Below are 15,573 nucleotides of genomic sequence, written 5' to 3' on the forward strand. Positions count from 1 at the left end.
TCGAAGCGATACCACTTCACCAGACCGGACAGTCGGTCGAGCGGTGAGGATCCACCTGCAAGCTTCTGGCCCAGAAACGCTTCCGCCAGGCTCAACTGCCCCGTCTGCTTCACCGCCATCGCGATTCCCTCCGAGCTTCCTTCTCAGAGAATCACAACCAGCCAATTACGCAACAGGCCCACAAGGGGAGAAGGGAAGACCTCTACACCGGCCGATACACCTTCGCGGCCGTATTCCAGAAGATATCCGCCTCCGCCTTGGCGCCGTGCCTTGCAACCGCCGCGCGGTGCGCTTGGATCAGCTCGGCATGGTTGGTCCAGAGCTTCTCGATCGGGAAGTTCGAGCCGAACATCAGCCGGCCGCTGCCGAGGATTTCGACCGCGTTGTCGACGATGTAGGCGATGAGCTCCGGATCGTTGCGGTGCACGAAAGTGCCGAGCCCCGAGAGCTTGGCGTAGAAATTGGGCGCTGCCGAAAGCGTGCGCAGACCCGCCTTCCATGCTTCGGTGGTTTCCGGTTCCATGCCGGTCAGCATGCCGGCATGGGTGAGGATGAAATTCGTCTGAGGGTTATCGCCGACTAGTGTCAGCCCGTCCTTCATCTGCGCGGGAAAGAGCTGCAGGTCAAAGGAGAGGCCGTAATCCTTCAACCGCGCCACGTTCTTCCGCACTTTCGGATCGATCACCTGGTCGGCCGAGACGGCGAAACGGAAGGCGGGCGTCTCGTGCCAGTGGAGCTGCATGCGCACGCCGCGCAACAGCTTGTATTTCATCAGCCGGTCGATCTGCGGGCGGACGTCGTCGACCGTCATGTCGGCATAGCCGACGATGGCGTGCGGCCAGCCGGTTTCTTGCGCCGTCTCTTGCAGGAAAGCCACTTCCTTTTCGAAATCCTCCTTGGCCCAGTTGGTCTGGACATAGACGGCCTTCTCGACGCCCGAGCCTTTCTGGTCGTCGAGGAACTCCGTGATCGGATAGTCGCGGCGGATCGGCTCGTAGGGGCCGAAGATGCGCGGCACCATCGGTCCGACCAGCCAGGGCTGGTCCTTTTGGCGCCAGATGTGGAAATGCGCGTCGATGGCTTTCTGCATCACGATACCCTTTTCCAGATGGTCTCGGCCGCCGGGGCCGGGCGGGCGAGCGAGAGGATGAAATCGGTCAGGCTTCCGATCGACGAGCCGTCGACCAGGTCGTCCAACACCGGCAGGATGGCGCGGAGCGCTGCCGTCGCAGGGCGAAAGCGCGGATCGCCGGCGAGCGGGCTCGCCAGCGACAGCCGGAAGGCGCGGGCGCTGAAGCGGCGCATGGCGATCTCCAGTTCGGCATGGCCGCCGCGTTCCAGGCCATCGGACAGAATGACGACGCAGGCGCCGCGTGCGAAGGCGGAAAAGCGCGGCACCGACAGGAAGGCGAGCAAGGTCGGACCCATGCGCGTGCCGCCGTCCCAATCGTCGACAAGTCCTGCGGCGAGGGCAAGCGCTTGCCCGCGGTCGCGGATGCGTAGCGCCGAGGTGATGCGGGTAAGGCGGGTCCCGAAGGTGAAAACTTCGGCACGGTCCGCGCCTTGCACGGCCGCGTGGGCCAGCTTGAGATAGTCGGCGGTGTGCAGCTTCATCGAGCCGGAGACATCGATGAGCAGAAGCAGTTTTCGCGATACGGCCTGCCGCCGGCGCAGCAGCGGCGAGGGGATGTCGCCGTCGGCGCTGACGATTTCGCTGAGCGAACGGCGGAGGTCGAACGTGCCGCGCGAACGCGTGCGCATGGTGCGGAAAGAACGGCGCGCGGGCAGGGCGTTTGCGAGCTTGCGGCGGAACTGGTCGAGACCATCGGCGTCGCGCTGGAAATCGCGGCTGCTCAGTTGCTCGAGCGCCGAGGACAGTTCGCCGCCTTTCTCCTGGCGGGCGGTTTGATTTTCCTTCTCGCGCGCGCCGCGTTCTTCCTTGACGCGGGTTTCGTCGTCGTCCTCGCCTTCGATCGAAGGCTTGGCGTCGCCGTAGAAGTAGGCGCGGAAATGCACCTCGAATTCGCCGCGGCGATCCGGCGAGGGGGCAAGCGTCGCGAGGGCTGCTTCGCGAATGTCGTTCATCGAGCGCGGGCCGAGCAGGGTCACGGCCTGCATGAAGCTGGCCACCTGTTCCGGCGTGATGGCGAAGGCGTGGCTGCGCAGCAGGCGGGCGAAGCCGAGGAACGGCGCGGCGGCACGAGGCAAGCTTTCCGCACGCATCATTCCTTCGCGCCCCCCTCTGTCCTGCCGGACATCTCCCCCACAAGGGGGGAGATTGGCAGCTTGGGCGCTCTGCTCAATCCTGCGAAGTCGAAGATTGGCGAAAGCCGGCGCGAGATCCGATCTCCCCCCTTGTGGGGGAGATGTCCGGCAGGACAGAGGGGGGTGCTGTCCCGCCAGCGCTGGAAGATAGGCAGGCGATCCCTAAAGCGCATCACCCTAGCGCCTCCTCGACAATCCTCCCCAGCTCCGGCGCGATCGCCGACAAATCCTCCTCGTCCTTGATCAGCACGCCGATGGCGCGGCGGAAGGCTTGCGGCCATGGGCTGCCGCCTTTTTCGAGGATGGTAGCGGCATTCGCCCATTCGACCGCTTCGGCGATGCCCGGCGGCTTGGCCAGGGGCCGCGCGCGGATCTCCTGCACGGCGCTGGCCACGGCACGTGCGGTGGCTTCCGCGACGCCGTCCGCGCGCAGCATGATGATCTCGGCCTCCCGCGCGGCGTCAGGATAGCCGATCCAGTGATAGACGCAGCGCCGGCGCAGCGCCTCGGCCAACTCGCGGGTGCGGTTGGAGGTGAGAACGACGATCGGCTGCGTGGCGGCGCGGATCGTGCCGCGTTCCGGGATGCTGATCTGGAAGTCGGAGAGGAATTCGAGCAGCAGCGCCTCGAACTCGTGATCCGAGCGGTCGATCTCGTCGACCAGCAGCACGCGCTGCTCCGGCGCGCGAAGCACCTGCAGCAGCGGCCGGGCGATCAGAAAACGGTCGTCATAGATGTCGATCTCGTGCTCGCCGGCATGGCGGATGGCGAGCAGCTGGCGCTGGTAGTTCCACTCGTAGAGCGCATGCCCGGCATCGATGCCTTCATAGCATTGCAGCCGCACCAGCTCGCGTCCAAGCAGTTCGGCGACCGCCTTCGCGGCCTCGGTCTTTCCGACGCCCGGCGCGCCTTCGAGCAGCAGCGGCTTGCCAAGGCGGATCGCCAGGAAGATCGCGGTCGCAAGGCTGTCGTCGGCCAGATAGCGCGAAGCGGCAAGCCGCGCGGCGATCGCCTCCGGCGAAGCCGCGACCTCAACGGCGTCGGCGTTTGGCATCTTCCCCTCAGCCCGCGGCCTGCGCCTTCAGCGCGCGCAGGATGCGCTCGGGCGTGATCGGCAAGGTGTCGATGCGCACGCCGATCGCGTCGAAAACGGCATTGGCGACGGCCGGGATCTGCGGGTTGGCGCACATCTCACCCGGACCCTTGGCGCCGAACGGCCCGTCGGCGGAAGGACGCTCCAAGACGATGATCTCGGTTTCGGCCAGGTCCCCTGGGCCCGGCATCAGATACTGGTTGAAGTCGGTGCCGCCATGGTCGCGGCTCGGATAGTACGGTTCGGTCGTCTCGTAGAGCGCATGGCTGATGCCCATCCAGGAGCCGCCGACCAATTGCTGCTCGACCATCTTCGGGTTGAGCGCACGGCCGATCTCGAAGACGTTCTTCACGGTGAGCACCGTGACCTCGCCGGTCTCGTCGTCGACCTCGACCTCGGCCACCGTGCAGGCATGGGCGTAGCAGGTCGAGGGCTTCATCGCGCCGGTCTCCTTCTCCGGATAGGAGCGCGGAATGAGGAACATGCCGCGTCCCGAGATCGAGCGGCCGCGCTTGAAATGGGCCGACAGCGCGACATCGAAGATCGAGATCGATCTTTGCGGCGCGCCCTTCACCTGGATGTTGCCCTGGCCGTCGGTCTCGAGGTCGGAGGCGTTCACCTCCAACTCCTCGGCAGCCACTTCCAGCATCACCTGGCGGGCTTCCTTGGCCGCCTGGATAACCGCGTTGCCGGCGCGGTGCGTGCCGCGCGAGGCGAAGGTGCCCATGCAGTGCGGGCCGGTGTCGGTGTCGGCAGTGTCGATAACGACGCGGTCGGTCGGCACGCCGATCGTCTCGGCGCAGATCTGCGCCATGATCTGCTTCATGCCCTGGCCGAGATCGACGCTGGACAACGTCACCATGAAGTTGCCGGTCGGCGTCGAATGCACCAGCGCCTGGGTCGGGTCGCCGCCGAGGTTCATGCCGGTCGGATAGTTGATCGCGGCGACACCGCGCCCACGCCGGATCGCCATCTTAGGCTCCCTTCCTGTAGGAGGACATCGCCATGTATTTTTCCGCCACCGGCCAATTGGCTGCGCGCGAGGCTTCCTGCATGCATTCGATCAGCGCCGCGCCTTCGGTCGGCTGGCGATGCGCCTTCATGTCGCCGTCGCGATAGGCGTTGATGAAGCGGAATTCGAGCGGGTCCATGCCGATCAGCCGCGCCAGCTTGTCCATTTGCACCTCGAGCGCGAAATCGCCGATGGTGACGCCGAAGCCGCGCATGGCCGACGAAGGGGTGCGGTTGGTGTAGACGCAATAGGTGTCGATCCAGACATTCGGGATCGTGTAGGGGCCGGGATAGTGCGCGGCGCCCTTCTGCGCGCCATAGGGCGAGTGGCGCGAATAGGCCCCGGCATCGGTGTAGCCGGTCACTTTGCGCGCGACGATGCGGCCATCCTTCATCACGCCGTCCTTGATGATCACCTTTTCGGCGGCGCGCGGCGAGGAGATCTGCATCTCCTCCTCACGGCTGTAGATAAAACAGACCGGGCGTCCGGTTAGCTTGGCCGCGAGGATAGCGATCGGCTCGACGATGACGTCGACTTTGCCGCCAAAACCGCCGCCGACCGTGCCGCCGACGAAATGCAGCTTCGAGCCCGGCATCTGCAGGATGATCGAGGTGTTGTCGAGGGTAAAGAACATCGCCTGCGTGTTGGTGTAGCAGGTGAAGCGGTCGTTGCCTTCTGGCGCCACCACGCAGCCCGTGGTTTCGGTCGGCGCGTGCTCGATCGGTGAGGACTGGTAGGACTGTTCGAGGATATGGTCGGCCTCGGCAAAGCCCGCCTCGACATCGCCGAAGCGCACCTTGCGGCACTCGCCGCTGTCGTACAGGTAGCAATTCTGGCCGTGATATTCGTTGACCAAAGGCGCGCCTGGCTTCAGCGCTTCCTCCATGTCGAAGACGGCGGGGAGCACCTCGTAATCGACCTTGACCTTGGCGGCGGCTTCCTGCGCGGCACGCTCCGTCTCGGCCAGCACAGCCACCACGGCCTCGCCCTTCCACCGCACCTTGCCGTCGGCCAGCACGGTTTCGTCCTCGGGGCCGATCTGGATCAGGATCAGGATGGTATAGACATTGTGCGGCACGTCCTTGGCGGTCAGCACGCGCACGACGCCTGGATGCTTTTCCGCTTCGGACGTATCGATCGATCGGATGCGGGCATGGTGGTGCGGGCTGCGCACCATCTTCAGATGCAGCATGCCTGGGAAGTTGCGGTCGGCGAAATAGGCGGTCTTGCCGGTGACGTGGCCGGGCGAATCGAGCCGCGGGCGGCCCTGGCCGATCTCGTGCAGGCCGTCCTTGCGGACATCGGCGAAATAATCCTTGCGCAGTTCCATGGCTCGTCCCCCTCAGGCGGCGTTCTGCGAGTTGGCGCGCGCAGCGGCGAGCACCGCCTGGATGATCGGCTCGTAGCCGGTGCAGCGGCAGATGTTGCCGGACAGCGCCTCGACCACGTCCTCGCGGCCGGGGTTAGGCGTGCGGTCGAGCAGAACTTTAGCGGCCATGATCATGCCCGGCGTGCAGAAGCCGCACTGTGTGGCGAAGGCATCGAGGAAGGCGCGCTGCAGCGGATGCAGCACGCCGCCTTCGGCGAGACCGGCGGTGGTCCTGATGTCGGCGCCGCCGCAGGTCTCAGCCAGCGTCAGGCAGGAGAGCCGCAATTCGCCGTCGATGATAACCGAGCAGGCGCCGCAGGTGCCCTGATGACAGCCGCCCTTGGGCGAGGTGTCGCCGATCTTGTCGCGCAGCGCGTGGAGCAACGTCGTGCCGCTTTCGACGAACTCGGCTTTTTCGGAGCCGTTGAGTGTGAATTGAACCGGGACCTTCGCCATTTTTCCTCCCTGCGCGCCTGCCCGGATCGGCCGGACAGACGCGCGTCCCCCACGGATATTAGTCAAGCAGCAGCCGGCCGAGGTGGACCGGCAGAACCTCGGCGCGATACCAGGCGCTGGCGATCGGGTCGGTGATCGGCGCGATGCCTTCGCCCGCGGCCACCAGCGCCGGCGCGATCTCCTGCGGCGTGAGCTTGCAGCCGAGCAGCGCCTTTTCGGCCGCTAAAGCGCGGATTGGCCGATCGGCCATGCAGCCAAGCGCAATGCGCGCCGAGCTCACCGTGCCGTCCGGTGCGAGTTCCAGACGCGCGGCGATGCTCAGCACCGACACGCCTTTCGGCTTGACGCGCGACACTTTCAGGAAGCGGAAGCTCTCCGTCTTGGGCAATGAAAAGCCGACACTGGTGACGATGACGCGGCTGGTGTTGCGATCGGCCAAAAAAGTCTCGACCGGCACTTCGCCGTCTTCGGTGACGACGGTCGCGTCCAGCGCCAGAAGCGCCACCGCGAAATCGCCGTAGGGGGCAGGGGCGAACAGGTTGCCGCCGACGGTCGCCATGTTGCGGATCGCCGGCCCGCCGACGGCGCGCGCAGCCGGCGCAAGCGCGGTGAGTTCTGGATGGCGGGCAATCGCGGCCATGGTGACCGAAGCGCCGAGCCGGACCTTCGCGCCGGAAACCGCGATCTGCGAAAGGCCGGGACCGGTGACGCGCACGAGGCTGGAGACGGCGACGTCGCCTTCATTGGCGGCGCGCACGACAAGCGTGCCGCCGCCGAGGTAACGCGTGCCGGCGGCCTGCAGCGCGGCGTTGGCGTCTTTCACACTCGAAAAAGTCTGCAGCGCAAGCGACATGGCGCGCTCCCGTCAGCTCTGGCCGGCGAAATGGGCCTTCAGGGCGTTGAAGCCGCCCTGGAAGACATTGGCGCCCATGCCCTCGGCCAGCTTGTCGGCGTCCTCGGGCGCGGCGTCGAAGCTCGCCGTCCATTCGGCGTAGGTGCGGTTGCCGTCGGTGACGCGCCGCAACTGCAGCGTCGCCTTGTGATTGGTGAGCGGTTGCGGCGTTTCGAGGATCGAATAGCTGACCAGGAAGTTCTCATCCGAGAAGTCAAGCAGCTTCTCGCGCAGCTTTGCGCCGCTGACCAGTTGGAAGTTGCGCACGCAGCCGATCGTGGTGGCGTCCTTGCCGTCCTCGATATGGCTTTCCACCATGCGCGGATGCCAACTGGGCAAGCCGTTGAAGTCGCGGATGCGCTCCCAGACCTGCTCGACCGGCGCGTCAATGACGCTGGAAATGGTGACTTTCGCCATAGACTGGTCCTCTTGCAAAGATCGGGAGCAGGCTAGAGCGGCCGATGGGCCGGCGCTTATCAATGCGTCTTGAGCGCATATCAACCAGTCGGAAAAACCGGCGCGTCGATATTCAGGTGATGCCGGCCTGCAAATGGCGGCTTCCTGCGCTTCCGGTGCTCACGTACCTTAAAGTACGCTCCGCTCCGGTTCTCGGAAGCCACCATTTTCAGCTCGGCCTGACCTGAATCTCAACGCGCCTTACGCTGTCGCCCGAGCGGCTTCGCGGTAGAGCGTCGGCGGCACGCCGACATGGTCGCGGAAGAAGCGCGAGAAATTGCCCTGGGTCGTGAAGCCGAGATTGCAGGCGACTGAGATCAGCGGTTCCTGCGACCACTGCAGTTGGCGCACGGCTTCCTCCATGCGCAGCGTGTTCCAGTAGACGTTCGGCGTAAGGTTGGTCTGTTCTTTGAAGAGTGCGAAGAAATGCGGCCGGGAAAGCCCGACCGAACGAGCCACGTCGTCGAACGAGATGCGCTCGCAGACATTGGCCTTCATCAACTGGATCGCCTTGCGGACACGGAAGTCGAGCATCGTGTTGATGCGTGCGCGGGCTACCTGTGGCGCCGAAGCATCCGCCGCGTCGAGCACGCTGTCGATGAAACGCTCGATCTCGTAGTTGGCGACGTCGTCGATGCTCTCATTGTCGGCCAGGTGATCGAGCAGGTTTGCCGCCGCCTGGTGCAGCCAGGGCTCCAGCGTGATCGCGGCCTGCGTGAACAGCGGCGCCGACGAGGGGAGGTCGCGGCGCTGGCGCGCCCAGTCCGGGTCGATATAGAAGGCGAGGAACAGGCCGGGCTTGCCGTCGCGGGAAAGGGCGTGGCTGTGCGGCTGGAACGAGTTGATGCCGGCCGCGGTGCCCGGTCCAAGCCGCACCGTTTCGCGGCCGATGGTCATTTCCCCTGCCGTGCCTTCCAGCCAGATGATCAGATGGGCTTCGCCATGGGCATGGGTGACGAAGTCGTTGGCGACATTCAGCACGGAAACATGTCCGAACCGGCCCCAGTAGAGCCTGATCGCGTCCGTCATGGGTATCGTTCCTCCCGCAGGCGACTGGCCTCCCCTCGCCTGCACGGGGGATTGTGCGGCTGAGTTCGGGTGCGCGTCAAGGCGCGGCGGAACGGCGGGCGTCTCACGTCGTCCGTCAGGGCCGATTTTCAGACTGGGCGATAGGAGCGCCCACCTTCTCCCACAAGGGGAGAAGGGAAAGCTAATCACTGCGCCTGAAATTTCGGATGCGGTCGAACAGCACCGCCAGGATGATCGCGCCGCCGATGAAGGTGCCTTGCCAGAAGGCGTTGATGCCGAGCAGTCCGAGGCTGTTGCGGATCACCTCGATGAGGGCGGCGCCGACGATGGCACCGAGCGCGGTGCCGACGCCGCCGGCGAGATTGGCGCCGCCGATGACGGTAGCGGCAATCACCTGCAGCTCCATGCCGTTGCCGAGATTGGTGGTGACGGCGCCCAGCCATCCGGTCTGGATGATGCCGGCAATCCCTGCGGACAGCGCCGAGATCATGTAGACGACGACCTTGATCTGCTTGACGGGAACGCCGGTCAGCGTCGCCGCATGCTCATTGCCGCCGATGGCGAAGATGTGCCGGCCGAACTTGGTCAAGCGCAGAATGAAGCCGGTGATCAGCGCCAGGATGATCATGTAGAGCACCGGATTGGCGATGCCGAATACCCAGGCGCCGCCGCCCAGCGCCAGAAGTTTTTGGTGGTCCGGCCCGAACTGGAAGACCACGGTGTTGTTCGAGGCGACCATGGCAAGGCTGCGCGCCACCGACAGCATGCCGAGCGTCACCACGAAAGGCGGGAAGCCGAGATAAGCGATGAGAATGCCGTTGAAGGCGCCGATCGCAAGCGCGGTGGCGATCGAGGCCAGGATGCCCACTTCAATCGAATAGCCGGCATGCATGGTGACGGCGAGCACCATCGAGGAAAGGCAGAGCACCGAACCGACCGAAAGGTCGATGCCGCCGGTGATGATGACGAAGGTCATGCCCAGCGCGACAATGGCGACGAAGGTGACGTTGCGGGTGATATTGAAGATGTTCTTCGACGTGGCGAAGGAATCGGTGGCGACGGACAGGAACAGGCAGGCGAGGATGACCGCGATCACCACCCAGAAAGTCTGGTTGGCAAAGAGCCGCGACACGAAGGTGTGCTGCTTCTGCGCGATCGTCTGGTCAAGAGTGACTGCCATTATCGACCTTTCCTGAGAGGCGGGGCGCGACGTTCCGCGCGATCACGCAACTTGTTCGATGGCGCCGGTGATCAGCCCGGTGACTTCCTCGGGCGAGCTCGAGGCGATGTTCTTGTCGGCCACCTTGCGGCCGCGCCGCATGACGATGACGCGGTCGGCGACGTCGAACACGTCGGGCATGCGGTGGCTGATCAGCACCACCGCGATGCCCTGGTCGCGCAGGTGGCGGATGAGATTGAGCACTTCGGCGACCTGCCTGACCGAAATCGCCGCCGTCGGCTCGTCCATCAGCACGATCTTGGCCTGCGACAGCATGGTGCGGGCAATCGCCACCGCCTGGCGCTGGCCGCCCGACATCTGTTTGACGAGGTCGCGCGGCCGCGTCTCGGATTTCAGCTCGGCGAAGAGCTGGCCGGCGCGCTTGTACATCGCGCCATAATCGAGGATGCGGAACGGCCCGACGCCGCGGCGCAGCTCCCGGCCGAGATAGACATTGGCCGCGGCCGTCAGATTGTTGCAGAGCGCAAGGTCCTGGTGGACGATCTCGATGCCGTGCTGGCGGGCGTCCGCCGGCTTGTGCATGACAAGCTCCTTGCCGTCCAGCCGCATGGTGCCGTGGCTCGGGTGGAAATTGCCGGCAATCATCTTCACCAGCGTCGATTTACCGGCGCCGTTGTCGCCCATCAGGCCGACGACCTCGCCGGCTTCCAGCGAAAACGATACATCGTTGACCGCCTGGATGGCCCCGAAATGCTTCGAGATGTTGGCGAGTTCCAGAACCGACACCAGCCTTAAGCCTCCCCTTTGTTGGCGCAACTGGCCACCGAACCCGGCGGCGCCGCTTGCGTCTTGCCCCGTCCATCTCCTCCGGAACGGTGCGTCCGCGCATTTAGGCAAAAGCGGACGGGGGCGTCAATCAATTGTCTGACGATTAATTTCGAGACTCGACGAAAAATCGGTTTTGTAGGACAAATAGCAATTGACGCTGGCGAAAAGCCGATATTAGCTAAGCTTCGAAGAAAGGCTTTGCCAATCGTCCGTCCATCCGGCGGAGGGCGGGCAGATGGTTTGATGGTCAAGGATTCGGCTGCGTCGGTATTCGGGCAGACGGATCGGCAAATGCTTATCAGCCCGGGGGCGGGACGCGAACATCATGAGATGCTCGTCATGGTTCTTATGCATCCGGGCTGATCAGTGTGGCGGGCACGCGGTGTCCGTCTGTTTCAAGGGAGGACTGATATGAGGAAAACACTTTTGCTTGCCGCCGTCGCCGCCATGGCGTTGGGCGCCGGGCCGGCTTTGGCCAAGAAACAGCTCGTCATCGTCGTGAAGGGTCTCGACAATCCGTTCTTCGAGGCCATCCATCAGGGCTGCGAGAAATGGAACAAGGAAAACGCCAGCTCGGAATATGAGTGCTTCTACACCGGCCCGGCATCGACCTCGGACGAAGCCGGCGAGGCCCAGATCGTGCAGGACATGCTGAGCAAGCCCGACACCGTGGCGATGGCGATCTCGCCGTCGAACGCGCCGCTGATCGCGCAGACGATCAAGAGCGCCAATCCGTCGATCCCGATCATGACGGTCGACGCCGACCTTGCCAAGGAAGACGCCGCCCTTCGCAAGACCTATCTCGGCACCGACAACTACCTAATGGGCAAGAAGATCGGCGAGTACATCAAGAAGGCCAAGCCGAATGGCGGCACGATCTGCACGATCGAGGGCAATCCGGCGGCCGACAACATCCTGCGCCGCGCGCAAGGCATGCGCGATGCGCTGTCGGGCAAGGAAGGCCTCTCGGCGCTGAAAGGCGAAGGCGGCTGGACCGAAGTCGCCGGCTGCCCGGTGTTCACCAATGACGACGGCGCCAAGGGCGTGCAGGCGATGACCGACATCCTGGCCGCCAACCCGAAGCTCGACGCCTTCGGCATCATGGGCGGCTGGCCGCTGTTCGGCGCGCCGCAGCCCTATCGCGACCTGTTCAAGCCGATGGCCGACAAGATCGCCAAGAACGAGTTCGTCATCGGCGCCGCCGACACGATCGGCGATGAGGTGGCGATCGCCAAGGAAGGCCTGGTGACCGCGCTGGTCGGACAGCGGCCGTTCGAGATGGGCTACAAGGCGCCGTCGGTGATGCTCGATCTCATTGCCGGCAAGAAGGTCGACGATCCGGTCTTCACCGGCCTCGACGAATGCACCAAGGAAACGGCCGACACCTGCATCCAGAAGTAGGCGCTGGTCTATCCGGAACAAACGTAAAAGGGGCGCCGCGAGGCGCCCCTGACATTTTTCAAAGTTTGCATTCTTGATGAAAGCGCTTTCGTCTCAGATCTTCTGCTTCATGCCGTCCTTCGAAGGCATCAGGTCGACGCCATTGAGCTTGCCAATATGGGTGGCAAGCATCGGCACATACTGTTCCGCGGGACCGGTGGCGAAGGCCGTCGCAAAGGAATTCTTGGTGGCGTTGCCGAGCGGGTTGGCGATGCCGGCCGCGCCCGCCATCGATTCCAGATAGGTCAGGTCCTTGAAGGCATTGGCAATGGTGAACTTGTGCGCGTCTCGGTCGCCCTCCAGCGTCCAGCGCATGAAGGTCTGGTAGAAGCCGCAATCCATGCGGCCGTTGCGGATGACGCTATCGAAGCGCGCGGGCGAGATGCCGACCTTCTCGGCCAAGGCGAGCGCTTCCGAATAGATCGCCGCGTAGCCGAGTGAGACGAAATTGTTGAGCAGCTTCATGCGGTGGCCGTCGCCGGTGTCGCCGATATGGACGATGCGGCCGGCCCAGGTCTCGAGCACCGGCTTCAGCCTGGCAAACACCGTGTCCGGCGCGCCGACCATGGCATCGAGCGTGCCTTCCCAGGCCTCCTTCGGTGTGCGGCTGAGCGGCGCGTCGACATAGTCGACGCCGAGCGCCTTGAGCTCGGCGGCCAGGGCCATGGTCGAGACCGGATCGGAGGTCGAGCAATCGACGACCACCGAGCCTTGCTTCAGGCCCTCCTTCAGCCCGCCGGGACCGCGGATGATCGCCTCCACCTCACGCGAGCCAGTGACGCAGATGAAGACGATGTCGGAGGCAGCGGCCACCTCCCTGGACGTGGCCGCTTCCCTGGCGCCGCGTCCCAAAAGGTCTTCCGCAGGCTTGCGGTTCTTGCGGCCAAGGAAGGTGAGCGGATAGCCGTTGTCGACGATGTTTTTGGCAATGCCGTGCCCCATCAGGCCAAGGCCGATGAAACCGATGTTCTCGCGGGCAGCGGTGGTGCTCATATCGTCTCTTCCCTGTCTTTCGTGGTGATGGGCGCCCGCGCGGCGGGCTATTGTCGAGAAGGTTTCCGCGGATCGCGGGTGGCGGGCGATCGCGGAATACCATATTGTCTGACAATACACATAATTCTCGAGTCTTGTGGAGAGCAAAATGACGAAACGGATCATGTTCACCGGCGGCAGCGGCAAGGCCGGCCGGCATGTCGTCGAATATCTGGTCGAGCATGGCTGCCAGGTGCTCAACATCGACACCAAGCCGCTCGATAATCCGAAGGTTCGCACCTTGATCACCGACATCACCGACAGCGGACAGGTGTTCAATGCGCTGTCGAGCTATATGGGCCTGCACGAGTTCGACCCGTCGCTGAGGGCACAACCGGTCGACGCCGTGGTGCATTTCGCCGCCATCCCGCGCATCATGATCACGCCGGACAACGAGGTGTTCCGCATCAACGCAATGGGCACCTACAATGTCATCGAGGCGGCGGTGAAGCTCGGCATCCGCAAGGTTATCATCGCCTCCTCGGAGACGACCTATGGCCTGGTCTTCGCCAACGAGCCGCGCAACCCCGCGCATTTCCCCCTCGACGAGGATTATGACGTCGACCCGATGGATTCGTATGCGCTGTCGAAGATTGTCAACGAGAAGACGGCGCGGGCGTTCGCGCTGCGCAGCGGCGCCGACATCTATGCGCTGCGCATCGGCAACGTCATCGAGCCGCACGAATATTCGCTGTTCCCGAAATGGTTCGCCGATCCCGGTTTCCGCAAGCGCATCGCCTGGAGCTACATCGACGCGCGCGATCTCGGCCAGATCACCTTGCGGGCCATCGAGAAGGACGGCCTGGGCTATCAGGTGTTCAACGCGGCCAATGACGATACCTCGTCGGACCTGCCGACGGCAGAGCTGTTGAAACGCTTCTATCCTGGCGTGCCGGTCAAGGCCGAGCTTGGCGAATATGAAACGCTGCTTTCGAACCGCAAGGCGCGCGACGTGCTCGGTTTCCGGCCCGAGCACAGCTGGCGTAAATACGTCAAGGTGATGTGAGGCGGCGGCAAATGCCGGTTGAGCTGTGCACATCTTGGCAGGTTGTGGCAAAGCGGGCTTGCCGCGCTTGACAGGCTCTGAAAACGGGATTTTGTGAACCTATGCGGGACGCGAAGCCAGACAACGAAAAAAGGTCGAAAAAAATGGCAACGGCGGAACGTCCGTCCGGCATTCGCCGCGCCAACGCGTCACGCATCCCCGGTGCCAGCGTGCATGCTTCGCTTGCGAGCGAAATCGGTCTTCGGATCGTGCGCGGCGACTATCCGCCGGGCACCATCCTGCCCAATGAAGCCAAATGGTCGGAGACCTTTGACGTCAGCCGCTCCGCGGTGCGCGAGGCGATCAAGATGCTGATGGCAAAGAGCCTTCTGGCGTCGCGACCGAAGATCGGCAGCTGGGTCGAGCCGAAGGAACGCTGGAACCTGCTCGACCGCGACGTGCTGTCCTGGTACGCGACGTCGCCGGATCGCGAGGTGTTCCTGAAGACGGTGCAGGAATTCCGCCACATCATCGAGCCGGAGGCGACGGCCTTCGCTGCGCTGCGGCGCACCGACGAGCAGATGGCCGAGATCAGCCAGGCCTGCCGCGAAATGGGCGAGGCTACCAATCTGCAGGAGCGCACGCGCGCCGACACGCGTTTCCATCTCGCGATCCTCAGGGCCTCGGGCAACGACCTCTTGGTGCCGCTGGGCGTCTTGATCGAATCCGCCTTCGATCATCTGTTCACCTACACCACGCGCGAGCGGGACGACCTGCATCATGCTCAGAAGTTGCATGAAGCGATCGAGAGGAACATTCGCCTGAAGAGGCCGGACGCGGCGCGCAACGCGGTCCGCAAGCTGCTGGCCAATACCGACGAAGTGATCCAGTCGCGCTGAGCTCCATAGATATTCAGGTGAGGCCGGCTTGCGAATGGCGGCTTCCTGCGCTCCCGGTGCTCACGTATTTTAAGTCCGCTCCGCTCCGGCCTTCGCCGGCCGAAGCCCTCATAAGTGTCTCTGCCTATGAAGGCTACGGCCGGCGTAGGCCGGTTCTCGGAAGCCGCCATTCTCAGCTCGGCCTGACCTGAATCTCGACGGACCTTCCGTTGCAGAACTTAATTCTGCTTCTCGCGGCCGAAGGCGACGCGCAGTTCGTCCTTTGCTTTTTCCAGCACCCTCTTGCGCTGTTCGGGCAGGTTCTTGCCGGCGCGGTTGATGTAGAAATTCAACATCGACATGGCGGACTGGAACGGCTCGGCCTTGCGGCGGTCGCTGTGCTCGGCCGAGCGCTTCAGCGAGGCGGCTATCTTCTTGGCGTCGTCGGATTCGAAGACGTGCTCCTCGAGATCGAGCGCGTCGCTGTGCTCGGTCACATCGGCCGACCATTTCTTTTTGGCGGTCATGGCGAAAACTCCTTGCTGGAGTGCTTCAGCATTTACCGCCGAACCGCTCCATCTCTTTGTTTCTACGCAATTCCGGACGGAAAACCGTCGAACACTTTTCCTGGAATTGCTCTGAGGCAAACTCGGTGAGG

At 64.0% G+C, this 15,573-nt stretch carries 16 protein-coding genes; 3 read left to right on the forward strand and 13 right to left on the reverse strand.

Annotation, left to right across the window (positions count from 1 at the left end; all coding sequences use genetic code 11):
- Nucleotides 1–202 precede the first annotated feature (202 nt).
- The 11 genes from LB528_RS25985 to LB528_RS26035 all read right to left on the reverse strand — a co-directional run bounded on the left by LB528_RS25985 (nt 203) and on the right by LB528_RS26035 (nt 10,538).
- On the reverse strand, nt 203–1,090 hold the full coding sequence (locus tag LB528_RS25985) for an amidohydrolase family protein (RefSeq protein ID WP_224716786.1): 888 nt from the start codon (nt 1,088–1,090) through the stop codon (nt 203–205).
- Entirely contained in the window at nt 1,090–2,226 is a 1,137-nt protein-coding gene (locus LB528_RS25990; protein ID WP_224716787.1) for a vWA domain-containing protein, read from the reverse strand. Before LB528_RS25990 ends, LB528_RS25985 begins: the two co-directional genes overlap by 1 nt.
- A 211-nt stretch (nt 2,227–2,437) precedes the next feature.
- On the reverse strand, nt 2,438–3,319 hold the full coding sequence (locus tag LB528_RS25995; RefSeq protein ID WP_224716788.1) for an AAA family ATPase: 882 nt from the start codon (nt 3,317–3,319) through the stop codon (nt 2,438–2,440).
- Nucleotides 3,320–3,326: 7 nt separating this feature from the next.
- Nucleotides 3,327–4,331 (reverse strand): xanthine dehydrogenase family protein molybdopterin-binding subunit, encoded by a 1,005-nt coding sequence (locus tag LB528_RS30300; RefSeq protein ID WP_263487464.1) that lies wholly within the window; start codon nt 4,329–4,331, stop codon nt 3,327–3,329.
- A 1-nt stretch (nt 4,332) separates the two neighbouring features.
- Entirely contained in the window at nt 4,333–5,700 is a 1,368-nt protein-coding gene (locus LB528_RS30305) for a xanthine dehydrogenase family protein molybdopterin-binding subunit (RefSeq protein WP_263487465.1), read from the reverse strand.
- Between the two features lie 12 nt (nt 5,701–5,712).
- Entirely contained in the window at nt 5,713–6,195 is a 483-nt protein-coding gene (locus LB528_RS26010) for a (2Fe-2S)-binding protein (RefSeq protein ID WP_224716789.1), read from the reverse strand.
- A gap of 58 nt (nt 6,196–6,253) precedes the next feature.
- Nucleotides 6,254–7,048: an FAD binding domain-containing protein gene (locus LB528_RS26015; protein WP_224716790.1), complete on the reverse strand. Its 795-nt coding sequence runs from the start codon at nt 7,046–7,048 to the stop codon at nt 6,254–6,256.
- A gap of 12 nt (nt 7,049–7,060) precedes the next feature.
- Nucleotides 7,061–7,504 carry an SRPBCC family protein gene (locus LB528_RS26020; RefSeq protein ID WP_224716791.1) on the reverse strand — a complete coding sequence of 148 codons (444 nt, stop codon included), beginning with the start codon at nt 7,502–7,504 and terminating at the stop codon, nt 7,061–7,063.
- 240 nt (nt 7,505–7,744) lie between these two features.
- On the reverse strand, nt 7,745–8,572 hold the full coding sequence (locus LB528_RS26025; RefSeq protein WP_224716792.1) for an AraC family transcriptional regulator: 828 nt from the start codon (nt 8,570–8,572) through the stop codon (nt 7,745–7,747).
- Nucleotides 8,573–8,753: 181 nt separating this feature from the next.
- A complete protein-coding gene (locus LB528_RS26030) occupies nt 8,754–9,752 on the reverse strand; it encodes an ABC transporter permease (RefSeq protein WP_224716793.1) in 999 nt (332 codons plus the stop codon).
- Between the two features lie 42 nt (nt 9,753–9,794).
- Nucleotides 9,795–10,538 (reverse strand): ATP-binding cassette domain-containing protein, encoded by a 744-nt coding sequence (locus LB528_RS26035; protein WP_224716794.1) that lies wholly within the window; start codon nt 10,536–10,538, stop codon nt 9,795–9,797.
- Between the two features lie 453 nt (nt 10,539–10,991).
- Here LB528_RS26035 and LB528_RS26040 point away from each other — a divergent pair, with 453 nt between their 5' ends.
- Complete coding sequence (locus tag LB528_RS26040; protein ID WP_224716795.1) at nt 10,992–11,981, forward strand: sugar-binding protein; 990 nt, start codon at nt 10,992–10,994, stop codon at nt 11,979–11,981.
- A 93-nt stretch (nt 11,982–12,074) separates the two neighbouring features.
- Here LB528_RS26040 and LB528_RS26045 read toward each other — a convergent pair whose 3' ends face one another.
- The gene (locus tag LB528_RS26045) at nt 12,075–13,256 is read right to left on the reverse strand and encodes an NAD(P)-dependent oxidoreductase (RefSeq protein ID WP_318012355.1); all 1,182 of its coding nucleotides are present in this window, start codon (nt 13,254–13,256) and stop codon (nt 12,075–12,077) included.
- On the opposite strand from LB528_RS26045, the gene LB528_RS26050 reads away from it, so the two are divergent.
- Both LB528_RS26050 and LB528_RS26055 read left to right on the forward strand, forming a co-directional pair.
- Nucleotides 13,162–14,058: an NAD-dependent epimerase/dehydratase family protein gene (locus tag LB528_RS26050; RefSeq protein ID WP_224716796.1), complete on the forward strand. Its 897-nt coding sequence runs from the start codon at nt 13,162–13,164 to the stop codon at nt 14,056–14,058. The genes LB528_RS26045 and LB528_RS26050 overlap by 95 nt on opposite strands.
- A gap of 101 nt (nt 14,059–14,159) precedes the next feature.
- Nucleotides 14,160–14,936 (forward strand): FadR/GntR family transcriptional regulator, encoded by a 777-nt coding sequence (locus LB528_RS26055; RefSeq protein WP_224518479.1) that lies wholly within the window; start codon nt 14,160–14,162, stop codon nt 14,934–14,936.
- A 218-nt stretch (nt 14,937–15,154) separates the two neighbouring features.
- On the opposite strand, the gene LB528_RS26060 is transcribed toward LB528_RS26055, so the two are convergent.
- Nucleotides 15,155–15,442: a DUF3175 domain-containing protein gene (locus LB528_RS26060; protein ID WP_224716797.1), complete on the reverse strand. Its 288-nt coding sequence runs from the start codon at nt 15,440–15,442 to the stop codon at nt 15,155–15,157.
- Nucleotides 15,443–15,573: the final 131 nt, after the last annotated feature.

The sequence above is a fragment of the Mesorhizobium sp. CA4 genome (assembly GCF_020165075.1).
Taxonomy (GTDB): domain Bacteria; phylum Pseudomonadota; class Alphaproteobacteria; order Rhizobiales; family Rhizobiaceae; genus Mesorhizobium.

Bases quoted from the DNA above. Each gene is read 5' to 3' on its own strand.
- LB528_RS25985 (WP_224716786.1), bottom strand. From the start codon at position 1,090: ATGCAGAAAGCCATCGACGCGCATTTCCACATCTGGCGCCAAAAGGAC.
- LB528_RS25990 (WP_224716787.1), bottom strand. From the start codon at position 2,226: ATGATGCGTGCGGAAAGCTTGCCTCGTGCCGCCGCGCCGTTCCTCGGC.
- LB528_RS25995 (WP_224716788.1), bottom strand. From the start codon at position 3,319: ATGCCAAACGCCGACGCCGTTGAGGTCGCGGCTTCGCCGGAGGCGATC.
- LB528_RS30300 (WP_263487464.1), bottom strand. From the start codon at position 4,331: ATGGCGATCCGGCGTGGGCGCGGTGTCGCCGCGATCAACTATCCGACC.
- LB528_RS30305 (WP_263487465.1), bottom strand. From the start codon at position 5,700: ATGGAACTGCGCAAGGATTATTTCGCCGATGTCCGCAAGGACGGCCTG.
- LB528_RS26010 (WP_224716789.1), bottom strand. From the start codon at position 6,195: ATGGCGAAGGTCCCGGTTCAATTCACACTCAACGGCTCCGAAAAAGCC.
- LB528_RS26015 (WP_224716790.1), bottom strand. From the start codon at position 7,048: ATGTCGCTTGCGCTGCAGACTTTTTCGAGTGTGAAAGACGCCAACGCC.
- LB528_RS26020 (WP_224716791.1), bottom strand. From the start codon at position 7,504: ATGGCGAAAGTCACCATTTCCAGCGTCATTGACGCGCCGGTCGAGCAG.
- LB528_RS26025 (WP_224716792.1), bottom strand. From the start codon at position 8,572: ATGACGGACGCGATCAGGCTCTACTGGGGCCGGTTCGGACATGTTTCC.
- LB528_RS26030 (WP_224716793.1), bottom strand. From the start codon at position 9,752: ATGGCAGTCACTCTTGACCAGACGATCGCGCAGAAGCAGCACACCTTC.
- LB528_RS26040 (WP_224716795.1), top strand. From the start codon at position 10,992: ATGAGGAAAACACTTTTGCTTGCCGCCGTCGCCGCCATGGCGTTGGGC.
- LB528_RS26050 (WP_224716796.1), top strand. From the start codon at position 13,162: ATGACGAAACGGATCATGTTCACCGGCGGCAGCGGCAAGGCCGGCCGG.
- LB528_RS26045 (WP_318012355.1), bottom strand. From the start codon at position 13,256: ATGTTGAGCACCTGGCAGCCATGCTCGACCAGATATTCGACGACATGC.
- LB528_RS26055 (WP_224518479.1), top strand. From the start codon at position 14,160: ATGCGGGACGCGAAGCCAGACAACGAAAAAAGGTCGAAAAAAATGGCA.
- LB528_RS26060 (WP_224716797.1), bottom strand. From the start codon at position 15,442: ATGACCGCCAAAAAGAAATGGTCGGCCGATGTGACCGAGCACAGCGAC.